The sequence below is a fragment of the Desulfopila sp. IMCC35006 genome, from assembly GCF_005116645.1.
Classification (GTDB): Bacteria; Desulfobacterota; Desulfobulbia; order Desulfobulbales; family Desulfocapsaceae; genus Desulforhopalus_A.
The window spans coordinates 21,591-37,352 of record NZ_SWCM01000004.1 but is presented as its reverse complement, the minus strand read 5'-3'; the positions used below and the strand labels follow the sequence as shown (position 1 = coordinate 37,352).

Here is a 15,762-nt window from a genome sequence, read left to right as displayed (position 1 = left end):
AACTCTCCTTATGTTATTATTCCGTACGTCGATCAGCGGACATCCAGGAAATGAATTAACGTGCTATTATTAATCATATTTTCATTTTTTCACAGGGCAACCAATGTCCGGCAATCACCTTACGGATTAATACCAATCATGGCGTGGACCCAGTGAATGTTTTAATTGTCCGGATTTTCTACTTTTACTAGAGGAATTTTCACATATTTTAAAAAGCTCTTGGACATTGGCAATTAATAAACCCTCTATGAGTAGTGGTGATATCATAGTGAATTTCTTTTTACGATTGAAGTATTATTTACGCGCTGAACCATTTGAGGTTAACTCACAAGAAGGGAGGACTCAAGAGCGACATCGTCAAATGTTACTGACGACTTTAAGTTCTGGGGGGGCTAAAATATTATCCATAATCATCACGTTAGCGATTGTCCCGTTAACTCTAACATATTTGGGTGTCGAGAGATACGGGTTATGGATGACTATAAGCTCTGCTGTTGCGATGCTTGGATTTTCGGATTTGGGCGTTGGCAGTGGTTTGATGAATGCTGTGGCAGATGCTTATGGCAAAAACGATAGTAAAGACATCAAGGCAAAAATCGCGGTTGGCATCCTATTTCTCAGTGTGATTGCCACCCTTATCCTTTTAATATTTTTCATCATTAATCCTTATGTTGCATGGGCTCAATTATTAAATGTTAAATCACAAATTGCAGTTAAGGAAGTAGCGCCAACTATTGCAGTTATTGTCGTTTTTTTTGCTTTAAGTATTCCTGCAGGAATATCTCTGAAGATCCAGATGGGATTACAGATGGGTTTTTGGGCCAACTTATGGCTGGCCGCCGGGAGTATTGTAGGGGTGGCTGCAGTTCTATGTGTAATTTTTTTAGAGGGTGGTTTGCCTTATCTTGCGGCGGCATCTGCCTCGCCGCCAGTAATAACAGGCATACTTGCAGGCATTTATTTTTTTAGTAAACAACAACCATTACTAAGACCGAATTTTAGGAGTTTGAAGATAAAAGATGCAAAGGATTTGGGCGGTACAAGCGGACTCTTTCTTGTCCTGCAGATTTCTGGGTTAATTGCCTTTCAATCGGACAATTTGATAATCGCACACTATCTTGGCGTAGGGGCGGTTACAGTTTATGCTGTGGCATTTAAAATATTCTCATTACCTACACTCATGATGAGTCTTTTTCTCAATGCTTTGTGGCCTGCTTATGCTGAAGCGAACAGTCGAGGAGATAACAAATGGATCTACAACTCATTTCGTAAGTCTATCCGCTATAGCGTAATAATTGTTTTACCTCTTTCGCTCTTATTGTTAGTTGTAGGAAAATGGTTAATAGTAAAATGGGTTGGGGAATCGATTGTACCGACATGGGATTTGTTGCTTGGGCTTTTTTGCTGGACAGTAATGACCATATTTGGGGGAAATTTCGCTGTTATTTTAAATGGATTAGGTATTATTAGATTCCAAGTTATAACGTCAGTAACTATGGCAGCAATTAATATTATCGTTTCGATATGGCTGGTTCAATTAATCGGTGTCTCGGGTGCAGTTTGGGGTTCTGTACTGAGTCTTGTTTTAATTGTTTATCTACCGACAGCTCTTTTTTTGCGAAATCATTTCAAATATAAACTGGGTTTGGATATTGAAAACAATAATTAAGGATGGTCTACAACGATTGAAAGCCAAATATCCAGTGGTGAGTAGAATTAGATCACAAATTTTGTCGTACTTCAAAAAACCCATTTCAGTACGGCAAGGTGGCCACAACAAGGCTTTGATTTGCTATATTACCCACCCATTCCAGGCGCAGAACCATCGTCATCACTCCAATCAAAAAGAAGTGATCGTAATGGCTGACGTTCTTGCAGAGCTGGATTTTGTAGTGGACGTTGTTGATTACAACTCCGAGTTCGATATCGACTATGCACCTTATAATCTCTTAATCGGATTTGGTGGGGCTTTCGCCAGATCATTTTCAGCACCGAACTTTCGAGGCAAAAGAATTTTGCATATGACTGGTGCCAATCCGAATTTTTCAAATGAGGCAGAGGCTAGAAGATCTCGTAGTCTCTGGGTGCGCCGCGGGGTACTTTTGGCTCCTAGACGAGAGGTTTATTGGCCGTGGATGTTTTCTGCAATCAACGCAGATGCTATGTTCATACTAGGTAATAACTGGACGCGTTCTACTTATGATGGGCTCAATCAAAATACATATTTAATATCAGTCCCATATGTAGCACCAGTTGAGCATGAGGTAATTAGAAAAGATTTTTCCAAGACAAAACAGAATTTCTGTTGGTTTGCTGGTGGTGGTGCTGTACACAAAGGACTTGATATATTACTGGAAGCCATTTGTGTCCTCGATAATGACTTTCATTTAGACGTTTGTGGACCGATTGGTCGAGAAATGGAATTTGTGTCTCTTTACAGAGATTTACTTTTTGCGAATCCAAAGGTCAGCTTTCATGGTTTCGTCGATGTGGGTTCACAAAAAATGCGAGACATTATCGCAAATAATACATTTGTTATTTTGCCCTCCTGTTCCGAAGGGGGAGCGAGCTCGGTAATTACCTGCATGGCAGCTGGCTTAATACCAGTTGTGACCAAAGAATCGAGCATTGAGATTGGTGACTTTGGGATTCTCATTGAAAACTCAACTAACTCTTCAATCCTTGAGACCATGCTTTTGGCTGGGACGATGAGCAGGGAAGAGCTTGAAGTACGTTCGGAAAAATCTGCCGTCTATGCAAGGCTAGAGCATTCATACGACCATTACGCTAAAGTCTTACGAGCTTCGATTCTTTGCGTTGTTGATTTCCTTAAGAGGGAACTATAGTGAGTTGCCCCATATGTGATAGCAGAATGCGTGATGCTTTTTCTGCCAGGATACTGAAAAGACATGAGGTTAGTTATCGCCAATGTCCCGAGTGCAGATTATTGCAGACGGAGGAACCCTACTGGCTGGATGAGGCGTATAGTGAGGCCATAGTTGCGGCCGATACTGGCCTAGTCATGCGTAATTACTTCCTCGCCACGAAACTAGCTGTGTTGCTATACCGGCGTTTCGAGCCGAATGGCGGATATCTTGATATCGCTGGGGGCTACGGCATGCTTGCCCGCCTCATGCGCGATTACGGATTTGACTACTACTGGGACGATAAGTTTTGCCCAAATCTGCTGGCGCGAGGGTTTGAAGTAGACAAATCGATACAACCTTTCGTTGCATTGACTGCTTTTGAAGTTATTGAGCATATTCATGATCCATTGGCTTTCATCCAGGAGAACATGGGGCTGCATGGCAGTCGTACTTTGATATTCACAACCGAGTTGTGCGATTGTGGAGAGCCGCCACCGAAAGAATGGTGGTATTATGCCTTCAGCACGGGTCAGCATATTTCCTTCTATCAAAGGAAAACTCTTGAGGCGCTCGCGGAGCGATTGGGATTGAATTTCTACTCACTTAATGGGCTGCATATTTTGACCGATAGAGTGTTGCGAACGGGGCTTATATTACGATTGATTATGGGGAGATTGGCCCCTCTGATGGCATGTGTTATTAGGCGTAGGCTGGGTTCTCGCACATTATCTGATCATTTCATGCTTATGGATCCCTGAGAACAGAACCATGCATATTGCTTACGATTATCAGATATTTACCTTGCAGGAATATGGAGGTATCTCCCGCTATTTTTTCGAACTGGCTGACAAGATTGCACGTGTTCCAGGTTCCGAAGTGTGCATTATTAGCCCTCTTTACGTCAATGCTCACCTCACTGCCTCATCAAGTTTTTTGCAAGTTATAGGCCGAAAAGTTCCGAAGATACGATATGCAGTGTGTATCTGTCGAGCTGTCAATCAATTGTTGACGCCGTTAATGATGGCGCGCCTTCAACCAGATTTGGTGCATGAAACTTACTATTCGGCAAGGAGGGTTGCGCCTGTTGGAGGGAAGGTTGTATTGACCGTTTTCGACATGATACACGAGCGGTTCCCAGAGTTCTTCCTAGCCGGGGATTCGACTTCCAAAGAGAAGGCTATCGCTATCGGGCGGGCTGATCATATCATCTGCATTTCCGAGCAGACCCGCAAAGATCTAGTTGCACTGCTTAATGTTGACCCTGCGAAGATCACTGTCGTCCACCTAGGTTTTTCTCTACCTGAGCTCCCTGTTGATGAGGGGAGGAGAACCGGAAGACCATATTTGTTGTATGTTGGCAGTCGTGACGGCTACAAGAATTTTGAAGCTTTGTTGCATGTCTATGCTGCCAACCTGTCCTTGCAGCGTGATTACGACTTGGTCGCCTTTGGTGGTGGTGCATTCACAGAACAAGAGCAGGCACTCATGGGCCATCTTGGTATTGGTCTCGATCAGGTACGGCATTTTTGTGGTGGTGATTCTCTGCTCGCAGGACTTTATCAACAGGCCGCCCTGTTCGTATACCCGTCCCTTTATGAAGGCTTCGGTATTCCGCCTCTCGAAGCTATGAGTTTTGATTGTCCTGTGGTATGCAGTAACGCAAGTTCCATCCCAGAGGTTGTTGGCGACGCAGCCGAGCTATTCGATCCGAACTCATCCGAGGCCCTTTGGGGGAGCATTGAACGTGTATTGAACGATGAGGTTCTGCGCCAGACTTTGGTTGTGAGAGGCCGTGAGCGCATTAAACAGTTTTCCTGGGAAAATTGTGCTGATCAAACATTGGATGTCTACCGGAGGCTTCTGTCATGAAGGCACTCATTTGTGGTGTTGCCGGTCAGGACGGCAGCTACCTGGCACAGTTGCTGCTTGAAAAAGGCTATGAGGTTGTAGGCACCTCCCGGGATGCGATGATCAGCTCATTCGCTAACCTCGATCGTTTGGGGATACGCCGGGATGTGTTTACTACATCTATGGCAATTAACGACTTCCGCAGCGTCCTGAACGTTGTGCAGAATATTGCTCCGGATGAGATATACAACCTAGCTGGGCAGACATCAGTCGGTTTGTCATTCGAGCAACCCGTAGAGTCGATGGAGAGTATTGCAGGGGGTACGCTCAACATGCTTGAAGTGATCCGGTTTGTTAATCGACCAATTCGATTCTATAACGCAGGTTCGAGCGAGTGTTTTGGCGATACTGTGGAGGTTGCAGCTGATGAAATGACTCCCTTTCAACCGCGTAGTCCCTACGCGGTAGCAAAGGCATCAGCTCACTGGATGGTGCGCAATTATAGAGAGGCCTACGGGATATTTGCTTGTTCTGGGATATTGTTTAACCACGAGTCCCCACTTCGACCAGAGCGTTTTGTGACCCAGAAAATTGTCAGTGCAGCATCTCGTATTAAACAGGGCAGCGGCGAAGTTCTTGTGCTGGGAAATATCGATATTTGGCGCGACTGGGGTTGGTCGGCAGACTATGTGGACGCCATGTGGAGGATTCTTCAGCAGGGTCTACCTGATGACTTTATTGTCGCTACAGGGCGTACCGAATCACTGGAGTACTTTGTTGCACGCACTTTTGACTTTTTTAGCTTGAACTGGCGGGATCATGTTGAATTTGAAAAAGGGCTATTTCGTCCGTCAGATATCCGTATTAGCATGGCCAATCCTGCTAAGGCTAGGGATTATCTCGCCTGGTCGGCCCAGACGGATGTTGATGGTGTGATCCGAAAGATGTGTGAGGCTACGTTAGAAGGCTGAAGTTTCCTGTTAATCTATATATCTCATCCGCGAACGTAATCTCTCAAGCCAAACGCAATTGAGTTGCCGAGATACGCTACGTATTCTCTTGCCGTTAGTCGCTGAACAGTGACGCAACGGTTCTATCATTTGGCTTTTACAGATATCTTCTCGATAATTTCAGGGGGGATGAATCCCGCATAGACAGCATCGTCAATGACATAAGTTGGAGTGCCACTTATTTTATGGCGAAGTCCGGCTTTGATATCGTTTTCTAATACTTTCAAGGTTTGTTGCGATTGGATATCTGCAATAAGTTGTTTAAAATCTGTTTTGGTTATTTCTGCGAGAGATTTTAAATCAAAGGAAGTTTGTTTGTTTCTCAGTTCAGAATAGATAAGATCATTCATTTGCCAGAATTTTCCTTGTTGACCGGCAGCAATGCTGAGTAATGCAAGGCGTCCAGAGCCAACATGGTATGGCTGGGGTGCGACATACCGATTGACTTCGTTGTCAATTGGGTAATGGCGATGGACAAGGCGAATTTTATCAGGGAATTGTGTGATGAGTTTTCGAAGAACAAAGTGCATTTTGTAGCATTGGAAACATTGATAATCTGTATATTCTTCGATGGTGAGAACTGGTTTTTCTGCGCCTATCCAAGCATGTCCATCGGAGGTAACACCATGAAAAAGAGACTTATATTGAGCTGAATTATCATATTTCCAGTATTCAGGTAAAAAGATAGTTGTGGATAGGAAGATCAATGAGAGAATGAAAATAGAGTTTCTCAAAAATGGAATTCGAAATATGGACCAAAATCCAATAACGATATCAGAAATAAAGTATGAAACAGTAAACCGCCTTCTTATGACAAGAGAATATAAGAATAACAGAAAACTGATGATATAACTCAGAATACAGAGAAGACAATAGGAGTGAATTCTTGTGGTAGAAATATACGCAAAATACAAGGCAGAGATTGAGAAACAAGAGCTGAGAACAAGTAGGATAGACCAAATTTTGAGTGTAGACTCATTTTTACAACGAACTGAAAGAAGTATGAAGAAAAATAAACTGTAAGCAAAAAAACCCCACAAGGATAGCGGAACCCCTAGAAGGATCGACCATGGACTTTGGGAGACTGTATCACAATTTAGTGATTGTGATATAGCACAAAAAGATGAATAGGCTATGTCAGTGTAATTGCGATAATGGGTGTAGGTTAAGTAAATAGTGTCAAGAATTCCCATTATCACCAATACCAAGGTAGGAATATAGTAATACCTATAGTGGAGGGCTTTTTCTTTACTGGAAAATAAACTCATTAATTAACCTTCGATTCAATTTAGCAGTTTATGATGATTTTTTTTGTCTAGAAAACACCAATTTCTGTTAACGATCAGGATGGTGAAGTTCAAACAGACCGTAACTGTCGTTGACATTAAGTTGCTTGGTGAAGTGCAGCAAAAAATCATTTAACCTGCCAATTTCTTCTACTGTAAGGTACTGGTTGGCGGTATCGGAAAAAAGTTTCATCCTGATGAATAGATGGGTGAAACCATTTTCAGAAAGTGAATCATATACCTCTTCAGCTGAGGAGGAGTTTATAACGCTTGTTCCTATGTAGCCTTCTTTTCCGAGAAGATCAAATCTGACTGGAAAATCAAAATAATAGCCTCTTCCACCCAGATAAATAGCGAGAATCTTATCGCCCTGAGTTAAGTGTGAGTTGGTGTATTGTATAACAGAATATTCGGGCAAATATTTTGTTAAATATTCGTTTCTTGTCATTTGGCCTTTCAGGTATGAAAGAGGTTGATAACGTATGAAGAGATGATAGAGATAGTTACCATTATAAATAAATATGATTGAGATTATAGTTAATAAGACGAATATGTTATATTTTTCCTTGAAATTATGGAGTGATTGGAGGCGACGAAAAACGTTGTTAACCCCAAAGGTTGCAAGGATAACAAAAGCAGGCAATGAAGTTGCTATATAACGGATACGTAATGCCCCCTGAAAGAAAGAAAAAAAGAAATAGAGCCATGCAAAAATAAAAAGGAAGTGGAGTTCAAGGCGGATTTTCGGGGAGTAACGACAGTAGTAGAATGCCACAAAAATAAATATAAACAGGAACGGATTCAGTTTTCCATCAAAGTAACGAGGATCGTCATCCTGGCCTTCAAAAAAATACCTCACTGGTAAGAGAATTGCCTGCCACCATTTTTCTCCATACAATACTTTTCGGATGCTAAAAGGAGTCCAGGGAGTGGAAATGTCCTTTTTTTCCGTTTCTTTGATTTTTTGCTCTTTCAAGGCCTTCTGTCTTGGCATCTCTTGTGTGCTATTGACTGGTTGTGATTTGATAAACACAGAATTGTAAAGAGGGTAAATGGGATTACCGGTATAAATAAAATTCCTGACAAGCCATGGTGAGTAGCTAAGTAAAGCTGCCAGTAAGAAAACAGCCATGTATAATATTGGAGCTCCACCATCTTGCTTGCAATTTTGTAGATTTTGAAATCTGGTATAGATTATTGGCGAAAGCAGGGTGAGAAGAACAATGCTAACAATTCCGTTGTATTTTGTGCCTGCAGCCAGGCCACAGCAAATGCCGGCAAAAATTAAGTATCGAATGTGTCGTGTGGCTCCCCATTCTAGTAATAATAGTAATGATGCTGTAGAAAATGCAACGAGGCCTAGGTCGACGTATACCGTTGTTGAAAGCCTTACTATGACTGGTAGCGTTAAAAAAAACGTGGCGCCAAAGAGACCCCATGCTTTTGACAGTCTTGGGGAGACATAGCGGTAAATGAGAAAACCGGTGAGTAAGGCGAAAAAGTAATGAATATATTTTGGTAGAATGTCGTTATTAAAAAGCAGTGAAACATAATAGAGAAGGTCGAGATTCATTGGATAATAGGAAAAACTGATGTGCTGAATAGGGGCAGTAGACCCTTGAAGTATCCAAAGTTTGGGGATGAAGAGGTGATGTGTGAGGGCGTCTCGACTTACAGGGGGGATTGTATTTAGAATACAAACTGCAACAACAGCTGAGAGTAGACAAAACAAAGAAAAGAGCGCTAAAATATTTTTATAGCCAATACCTTTTAAACATTTTATCATTAGATTAAAAATAAGGAGTAAAGGATATGCAATTATAACAGAAATTTGGTGTTTAAATGGTTTTTAAAGGAATTATAGAAACAAAAAACAGAGGTGCCGGATTATGTAATCTGGCACCTCTTAGCTAAAATGTTTCTTTTACATATTACAGTACTTTTTGGAAGTAGCTTGTTCCGGCTGCAACCCATTTCCAGCCTTCACCATTAACAATTCCACCAGCCATGTAGTTCTGAGGACAACGTCCGCCTGCATCAACTACGGCTATAGTGTACGTATTACCAGTCGCACCAATAGTCTGGGTTACTGAAGCAGTGTTTTTACCAGTGAGATTGATAGGATTTGAACCAGGAAAAGCCATCTGACCACCTGAAGAATTGGCAGTTGCATAAGATATATTTGATGGGATTGCAAAGTAATCTGAAAGCCCACCAGAAATGGAATTAGCGTCGGATTCAGCGGCAGAACAGAATGACTTGTCACGATAGGAAATAAAGTTAGGAATAGCAATAGCAGCCAAGATACCGATGATCGCGATAACGATCATAAGCTCGATGAGGGTGAAGCCTTTTTCGTTGTGGTTGATACAGAGTTTTTTCATGTTGTTCTCCTTCAGTTTTTTGTTTTTAACACCTCTTGTTAGTACATCTGATCCAGACTGATTCAGTATACGCAAAGACAATGCCAATAGTCAAATCGACGAAGGTGATATTTTTGTTTTTGATTGTATTACAAGTAGTTAAATGCTAAAAATACGCGCATTGGCTGAATCTCTCCATTTTTTTTCATGCAATAACCTTTGTCCCTGTTGACAATTATAGGCTTGTGGAGTGACAATTAATGTCACCTGGCATTGGAATTGTGACTTGCTGTATAGCTCCAATGCGCAAAATCGTAGAGCATTTCTAAATGAAAAATTAACTAACTTATTGATATAAAGTCGAAATTTATATCTGTTTGCTTGCCGGAAAATGATCCTCGGGGAACGACATGCTGTTTAGCGGACTAAAAACGCAGATTGCGGCAACATTAGCTGTTCTGCTGACACTGGCAATCCTGCTCGGCAATATCGTTGTTATCGCTTTTTGGCAGAAAGGGTTGGTTCGGTCCGAGTTAGAACATGCACGATCAGTTTGGCAGTCTGTGCGATCTTCTGATAATCTTCAAACTCTCTGCGGCTATACCGGCAGGCGTTGTGTTGGGGTTGTCCTGTCCAGCGGTGAGCATTGGCTGAAAAGTGATCTGCCAGCATTGTCGGCAGAAATCAACAATGTTGCGCAAGAAGCGTTGGCCTTCCAAACAGAAATAACCCGCCTGGTAAACAATCAATGGGGCTTTCTCTCATCTAAAAAAAGATATCTGCTCATCGCCGAGCCATTGTCAACAAATGGCCCCAAAGCTCTCACTTCAGCCGTGGTAATCATCGCTCTCGATTCAATCTACGAAACTATATTGGAAAATCATCAACCAATATTTGTCTACTGGCTGGTCAACGTGATACTCTTAACTGTAGTGGGTTTTTTCCGCATGATCGCCCTTACCGTCAGACCCATTGAACGGATGATCAGCATGTCGGAGTCGTACAGTGATTCCGAGACCTTGATTTTTGCTGGAGAAAGCAACCGGAGCGAATTAGGCCAATTATCGTTGACACTCAATGGCATGCTGTCCCGAATAGAGTCGGATCGTGAAAAATTACGCCAGACGGTAACGTCTCTTGAAGCGGCAAATGCCGCACTGCTCAAAACCCAGAAAGAAATGATCCGAACCGAAAAAATGGCTTCAGTAGGGAGATTGTCAGCAGGGCTTGCTCACGAAATTGGTAACCCGATTGGTATTGTCCAGGGCTATGTCGAATTGCTGCAGCAAGCAGATCTTGCTCCTGTGGACAAACAAGAGTTTGGCCAGAGAGCTCTCAGTGAACTCGATCGAATACATAAGTTGATCAGACAGCTCCTTGACTATGCCGGTTCCTCCTCCCATGAAATATCTGCGGTGAATTTAGAAGCGATTTTCTCTGGGGTCTGTCAGATTGTTGCCTTAAAAAAGCAGCAACGACTCATTGCTTTGTCATGCGACATACCTGCCGATATTTTTGTTGCCGGTGATGGAGAGAGTCTGCGTCAGGTCTTCCTGAACTGCCTGTTGAATGGTCTGGACGCGATTGAATCTAACCCGGAGACCTTGGCTGGACAGATCAATATTACTGCCGAAAAAGTCATCGATGCTAAGAATCACCAGGCAAACGTGCATATCAGGATCGAAGATAACGGCACAGGGATAGATAAGAAAGACCTTGCGGTTATCTTCGATCCTTTTTTCACTACCAAAGATCCTGGTAAGGGAACAGGGCTTGGTCTTTTTGTGTCACACTCGATAATCGACGCCCATGGCGGAACAATATGGATTGAAAGTACTGTCGGCCAGGGGGCGACTGTCCATATCATGCTGCCGCTCTCAACTGATCCGGCTCAAGAGGAAAGTAATGAATCTGTTGATCATTGATGATGAAGAAAATATGTGCCATATGCTGGGCGCTATGATTGAGCGGCATGGATATAAGATTTCAACGGCCAGCAATGGCCAGACCGCATTGGAGCTGATTCATCAGGAGCATTTTGATTTCATTCTTTGTGACGTCAAGATGCCGCATATGGATGGCATGACGTTTTTGGAGAAAGGCGCTGAAGCTCTGCAGGAGTCGACCGTTATCATGATGTCGGCCTATGGAACCGTTGATCTCGCGATAGCGGCAATGAAGGCGGGGGCTTACGACTTTATCTCTAAACCTTTTAAGTCCGATGAGGTACTGCTGGCTCTGAAAAAAGCGGAAGAACGCGAATCGCTCCGGCGGGAAAACCGTCGTTTGAAGGATGCAATTAAAGAAATCAATTCTACCGGCTCATTCCCTATGATGGTTGGGGAAAGTGCAGGCATGCGCAAAGTTTATGGTCTCGCCGGACAGGTTGCCGGCTACAACACCACGGTCCTGGTCACGGGCGAGTCCGGTACGGGCAAGGAACTGGTGGCCCGTGGAGTCCATAAATATTCGGAACGCAGTAAGAAACCGTTTATTGCCGTTAACTGCGGCAGCATCCCGGAAAACCTGCTGGAGAGTGAGCTGTTCGGTTATGTCAAAGGGGCATTTACCGGGGCGGACAAAAACAAAAAAGGGGTATTTGACGAAGCGGATGGTGCAACGCTTTTTCTTGATGAAATAGGCGAGCTGCCTCTGGCCATGCAGGTGAAATTGTTGCGGGTACTGCAGGAGCAGGAGGTTCGGGCCGTTGGTGCCTCGCAGGCCAGACGTGTCGATGTCCGGGTTATCGCCGCAACGGCCAGAGACCTGCAGACGCAGGTTGCCCGCGGAGAATTCAGGGAGGATCTTTTTTACCGGCTGAATGTACTGAACATCAGGATCCCGCCGCTCAGGCAGAGAAAGGAAGATATTCCACATTTGTGTCATCATTTTGTGAAAAAATTTAATAGCCGATTTGCTGTGGACATCAAGGGTGTTTCTCCTGCGGCGATGGAGATGATGTTGAATTATTCCTGGCCCGGAAATGTGCGGGAACTGGAAAATGTTATTCAGCGGGGAATGGTGCTGACCAGGACGAATATGATTGAACGTGAGCACCTTCCGGAAAATATGGGTTCAATGGGACGGCGATTTGATGACAAGCTGACTGCGGTTGAGGACCTGTCGCTGAAAACGGCGCAAAAGTCCATGGAGGCAAAAATGATAGCCCGGGCGATGAGCAGGTTTGATGGCAATAAAAGCAAGGCAGCCAACGCCCTGCAGATCAGTTACCCCTCCATGCTGAGCAAACTGAAGGAGTATGATATCAGTTGAGCAGGTAATTGACGCTGCCGGCAAAGTATTAAAAAATTTTATAGTGTAAAAATATTTAATAGTAAATGCGCTGTCAATTTTTTGCATGAAGATCTCCTGAGATAAGCCAATTGATCTGGAAAAAGATATAATAACAGGTAATTGCATTTATAAACGCTCGAACGAGTTGAGGTGGTTTATGAATTGCATAGTCCTGTTCTGCGTAAGAGAGACTTTCTGACGAAATCCAAAGGAGTTTGATGTATGAAGAAGGAGTGCGGGGGTAGATTGACGGAAGGTGATCGGACACAGGGTGGTTTTAGCTTGATGGAGCTGATGATAATTATTGCTATTTTAGGGACTTTATCGGCGATTGCTATTCCCAATATTCTCAGCTATCGGGATAACGCCCGGGTGAAGGCAGGTGCAAACGAGATGCTCGCCCTGTTTAGAAAAGCGCAGTTTACAGCGGTAAAAAGTCATTTCAATACGGACATTCAGTTTGACTTACCTAATGGAAAGACAACCGTCTATTTGCTCAATGGCTCCCCCTCTCCAGGTGAAAAAATTGATGAATACCAAGTTCCTATTGGCTGTAAACTCTCTGGATACACTTTCCCCGGGTTGGTAGGGTTTTCTCCACGCGGTCTACCAACAGGTGCAAACGGAACTGTTGAAGTACATTCTACAAGTGCAAATGCAAAAGTGGCATACGAAATTGTATTGTCGACAGCTGGTCGAACACGGATTGGAGTAATCTCAGATTGATAGTTGCGCCAGCAAGCAATCGTACAACATTTATACGAGTTTCATCTTAAGGAAGATAGATGATGGAAGATATTGGACAAAAAGGCTTTACACTTATCGAACTCATGGTTGCAATGGCAATATCGGGCATGCTGATGGCGGTCGTTGCCATGGCGTATACCGGTCAGAGCAGAAGCAATAACACTGTGCAAGACGTGAGTTCTCTACAGCAGGATATGCGCAGTGCCCTCCAGTTGATGGCCCGGGAAATTCGCATGGCTGGGTACAATCCCAAAAGTGCAGGCGCCAAGATAGAATTGGCAACTGCTACGGACCTGCGGTTCACAGAAGATATCGATAATGATGGAACCATTGGTTCGGGTGAGGATATTCGCTATGCGATAAATAGCAACGGTGCGCTGGGAAGAGAGACAGGAGGTGGGGGAGGTCTGCAGGCTGTAGCTGAAAACATAGATCAATTGGCATATGAATATCTTCTAGACGACGCAACCTGGACCCAGACTCCAGCTGATCTGACAAAAATTCGTGCTGTTAAAATCATGATTTTGGGGCATTCAGATCGAGAAACCGCAGGTGTAGTCGATACCAGCACCTTCACTCCACCTCTTCAGACCATAGTCCCTCCTGCAGTAGCTCCCGCACCTCCCGACTGGACACCGGCAGATCCCGGCGGGTACCACTGGCGAATGATGTCGCTTATTGTCCAATGTCGAAATCTCCAAATAAAATCGTGATAACTATGTTGACTCTAAATAATAAGAAGAAGATTGGCACAGATCAGCGGGGATTCACTCTGATTGAAGTCCTCGTTTCCCTGGCAATCTTTGCTATTGGCATTATTGCCTGCTACGCCATGCAGGCGCGCTCTACCGGTACAGCTGGGCGAGCCAACAGTGTTTCCACCTCTTCGACCTGGTCGACCTATTTGCAGGAAAATCTCATGGCTCGCGATTACAACGATCCTCTGTTGGAAAACAGAGTGGGAAATGCGGCGGATGGCATGATTGATATTGACGATACTGCAGCAGGGACACCGGATGGGGTGATGCATGTGGCTTCCGATGGTACGGTAACGGCGCTGAACACCTCAACGAGCGCAGCTCCAGCGGCCACCGATCTCTATTCAATTTACTGGAATGTCGCTGATAACCGACCCTTGGCGGGCCTAAAACAGATCCGTATCACGGTGGTTAAAAACGGTGGGCTCAATGCAGGTGTACTGTATTCGCAGGATTACTATAAACTGAATAAAAATTTCTAATGGGAATAATAATGGACCGATCAGTAAAAACCGGCGAGGAAGGTTTTATTCTCGTTTTCACATTATTGCTCTTGGTTGTGGTCACGCTCTTAGGCGTCTCGTCCATTAATACCTCTGTTTTTGAGTCGTCGATGTCTGCAAATGACGCACTCTATAAACGTGCATTCTCCGAAGCTGACGGTGGGGCGAATGTCGCGGGAGTGGTTATCGAAGAAAACGTCAGCTGCCCTAATGGGTTTGGTCCAATGGGATTGTATAGTGGTGCTGCCCTGATAGGTGGCAATATCCTGATCGGATCGGGAACACATCTGGAACTCTGGAAAAATCCTCCCGCCGCAGCCGTGAAGCCTACAGACACTAATAGGGACGCTTACTTTTTTTATGACCCAACGGATCCTACTGGTATAAATCTTCCCCGCACAAATATAACCGCCGGAGGAGAGACTGTAATTGCCACTGGAAGCGCCTTGCAGATGGCGGCGGGGTACGAAGGTCGTGGGAAAGGGATGGCGGGAGGTGGAGCGTATATTAATTATGATGCCTTCTCCCAGCACATTGGTAATCGACAAAGTGAGTCCATTGTCGAAATCGACTGGCGACATGTTGTCGGTTTTGAGGGGAAATGCAAGTATTAGTGACTGACAAATGAACACTGTGAAAATTACGGCTTGCCGCAAGTCAAAGTTTTCATAATCCATGCCCACGCGGCAGAACGAGCAGTATCGTCCTTATGTACCTTCATGACAGAGAGGTGTCGTTAGGAAACGAGGTTTGGGTAATCAGAGCCTCTTGGAATGTGAATAATTACCGGTATATGATGGTCACAATATTCAATATACCATCATGAATGAGGGCGCTGCCATGGAATTGGAAAAGAAAAATGATGCGGACGGTAAGTCTGTGATTGATATAGAAACTATTCGCCAGGGAGCTGAAATCCTGATTCAGGCGAAAGGAAATCGTATCTATCAGATTGAAATACTACGATAGCAGGTGGATGATATGCTGAAGAACAAGATTGCTCTTTTATGTTGTGTCTGGTGTGCCTTTCAGGGGATTTTAGGAGCAGAGAGGTCGCTTGCCGCCACAAGCTCCGAGTATGTGGCG

15 protein-coding genes and 1 pseudogene are annotated in these 15,762 nt (G+C 44.1%); 12 read left to right on the top strand and 4 right to left on the bottom strand.

The annotated features are described in order from the left end of the window. The first annotated feature begins 268 nt into the window (after positions 1–268). Genes FCL47_RS08560 through FCL47_RS08540 form a run of 5 tightly spaced genes read left to right on the top strand, consistent with a single transcriptional unit; the run spans position 269 to position 5,686 of the window. Positions 269–1,669 carry a lipopolysaccharide biosynthesis protein gene (locus tag FCL47_RS08560; RefSeq protein WP_167496427.1) on the top strand — a complete coding sequence of 467 codons (1,401 nt, stop codon included), beginning with the start codon at positions 269–271 and terminating at the stop codon, positions 1,667–1,669. Further along, positions 1,653–2,846 carry a glycosyltransferase gene (locus FCL47_RS08555; RefSeq protein ID WP_136813086.1) on the top strand — a complete coding sequence of 398 codons (1,194 nt, stop codon included), beginning with the start codon at positions 1,653–1,655 and terminating at the stop codon, positions 2,844–2,846. The genes FCL47_RS08560 and FCL47_RS08555 overlap by 17 nt, the downstream gene beginning before the upstream one ends. A gap of 26 nt (positions 2,847–2,872) precedes the next feature. Then, positions 2,873–3,625, top strand: a complete 753-nt coding sequence (locus tag FCL47_RS08550) for a class I SAM-dependent methyltransferase (RefSeq protein ID WP_136813085.1) — start codon at positions 2,873–2,875, stop codon at positions 3,623–3,625. 10 nt (positions 3,626–3,635) lie between these two features. Beyond that, entirely contained in the window at positions 3,636–4,736 is a 1,101-nt protein-coding gene (locus tag FCL47_RS08545) for a glycosyltransferase family 1 protein (RefSeq protein WP_136813084.1), read from the top strand. Beyond that, positions 4,733–5,686: a GDP-mannose 4,6-dehydratase gene (locus tag FCL47_RS08540; protein WP_136813083.1), complete on the top strand. Its 954-nt coding sequence runs from the start codon at positions 4,733–4,735 to the stop codon at positions 5,684–5,686. Before FCL47_RS08545 ends, FCL47_RS08540 begins: the two co-directional genes overlap by 4 nt. Before the next feature lie 125 nt (positions 5,687–5,811). Here FCL47_RS08540 and FCL47_RS25045 read toward each other — a convergent pair whose 3' ends face one another. The 4 genes and pseudogenes from FCL47_RS25045 to FCL47_RS25415 all read right to left on the bottom strand — a co-directional run bounded on the left by FCL47_RS25045 (position 5,812) and on the right by FCL47_RS25415 (position 9,395). Further along, positions 5,812–6,459 (bottom strand): thioredoxin domain-containing protein, encoded by a 648-nt coding sequence (locus FCL47_RS25045; RefSeq protein WP_240744178.1) that lies wholly within the window; start codon positions 6,457–6,459, stop codon positions 5,812–5,814. A 96-nt stretch (positions 6,460–6,555) separates the two neighbouring features. Continuing rightward, positions 6,556–6,993, bottom strand: a pseudogene (locus FCL47_RS25600) (vitamin K epoxide reductase family protein); the annotation flags it as partial. 67 nt (positions 6,994–7,060) lie between these two features. Further along, complete coding sequence (locus FCL47_RS08530) at positions 7,061–8,584, bottom strand: glycosyltransferase family 39 protein (protein WP_167496426.1); 1,524 nt, start codon at positions 8,582–8,584, stop codon at positions 7,061–7,063. Between the two features lie 358 nt (positions 8,585–8,942). Further along, positions 8,943–9,395 (bottom strand): prepilin-type N-terminal cleavage/methylation domain-containing protein, encoded by a 453-nt coding sequence (locus FCL47_RS25415; RefSeq protein WP_136813080.1) that lies wholly within the window; start codon positions 9,393–9,395, stop codon positions 8,943–8,945. Between the two features lie 389 nt (positions 9,396–9,784). On the opposite strand from FCL47_RS25415, the gene FCL47_RS08520 reads away from it, so the two are divergent. From FCL47_RS08520 to FCL47_RS25300, 7 genes are all read left to right on the top strand, one after another. Continuing rightward, positions 9,785–11,299: a sensor histidine kinase gene (locus tag FCL47_RS08520; RefSeq protein WP_136813079.1), complete on the top strand. Its 1,515-nt coding sequence runs from the start codon at positions 9,785–9,787 to the stop codon at positions 11,297–11,299. Beyond that, positions 11,280–12,647, top strand: a complete 1,368-nt coding sequence (locus tag FCL47_RS08515) for a sigma-54 dependent transcriptional regulator (protein ID WP_136813078.1) — start codon at positions 11,280–11,282, stop codon at positions 12,645–12,647. The genes FCL47_RS08520 and FCL47_RS08515 overlap by 20 nt, the downstream gene beginning before the upstream one ends. A 243-nt stretch (positions 12,648–12,890) precedes the next feature. Next, entirely contained in the window at positions 12,891–13,394 is a 504-nt protein-coding gene (locus tag FCL47_RS08510; protein WP_136813077.1) for a GspH/FimT family pseudopilin, read from the top strand. A gap of 59 nt (positions 13,395–13,453) precedes the next feature. Then, positions 13,454–14,128 (top strand): PilW family protein, encoded by a 675-nt coding sequence (locus tag FCL47_RS08505; protein ID WP_136813076.1) that lies wholly within the window; start codon positions 13,454–13,456, stop codon positions 14,126–14,128. Between the two features lie 5 nt (positions 14,129–14,133). Beyond that, the gene (locus FCL47_RS08500; protein WP_167496424.1) at positions 14,134–14,655 is read left to right on the top strand and encodes a prepilin-type N-terminal cleavage/methylation domain-containing protein; all 522 of its coding nucleotides are present in this window, start codon (positions 14,134–14,136) and stop codon (positions 14,653–14,655) included. Positions 14,656–14,666: 11 nt separating this feature from the next. Next, entirely contained in the window at positions 14,667–15,290 is a 624-nt protein-coding gene (locus FCL47_RS08495; RefSeq protein WP_167496423.1) for a PilX N-terminal domain-containing pilus assembly protein, read from the top strand. Positions 15,291–15,516: 226 nt separating this feature from the next. Beyond that, a complete protein-coding gene (locus FCL47_RS25300; protein ID WP_255580663.1) occupies positions 15,517–15,645 on the top strand; it encodes a hypothetical protein in 129 nt (42 codons plus the stop codon). The last annotated feature ends 117 nt before the right edge of the window (positions 15,646–15,762 follow it).

Coding starts and splice junctions, on each gene's coding strand:
- FCL47_RS08550 (WP_136813085.1), top strand. CDS start 2,873: ATGCGTGATGCTTTTTCTGCCAGGATACTGAAAAGACATGAGGTTAGT.
- FCL47_RS08545 (WP_136813084.1), top strand. CDS start 3,636: ATGCATATTGCTTACGATTATCAGATATTTACCTTGCAGGAATATGGA.
- FCL47_RS08540 (WP_136813083.1), top strand. CDS start 4,733: ATGAAGGCACTCATTTGTGGTGTTGCCGGTCAGGACGGCAGCTACCTG.
- FCL47_RS08530 (WP_167496426.1), bottom strand. CDS start 8,584: ATGAATCTCGACCTTCTCTATTATGTTTCACTGCTTTTTAATAACGAC.
- FCL47_RS25415 (WP_136813080.1), bottom strand. CDS start 9,395: ATGAAAAAACTCTGTATCAACCACAACGAAAAAGGCTTCACCCTCATC.
- FCL47_RS08520 (WP_136813079.1), top strand. CDS start 9,785: ATGCTGTTTAGCGGACTAAAAACGCAGATTGCGGCAACATTAGCTGTT.
- FCL47_RS08515 (WP_136813078.1), top strand. CDS start 11,280: ATGAATCTGTTGATCATTGATGATGAAGAAAATATGTGCCATATGCTG.
- FCL47_RS08510 (WP_136813077.1), top strand. CDS start 12,891: ATGAAGAAGGAGTGCGGGGGTAGATTGACGGAAGGTGATCGGACACAG.
- FCL47_RS08505 (WP_136813076.1), top strand. CDS start 13,454: ATGATGGAAGATATTGGACAAAAAGGCTTTACACTTATCGAACTCATG.
- FCL47_RS08500 (WP_167496424.1), top strand. CDS start 14,134: ATGTTGACTCTAAATAATAAGAAGAAGATTGGCACAGATCAGCGGGGA.
- FCL47_RS08495 (WP_167496423.1), top strand. CDS start 14,667: ATGGACCGATCAGTAAAAACCGGCGAGGAAGGTTTTATTCTCGTTTTC.
- FCL47_RS25300 (WP_255580663.1), top strand. CDS start 15,517: ATGGAATTGGAAAAGAAAAATGATGCGGACGGTAAGTCTGTGATTGAT.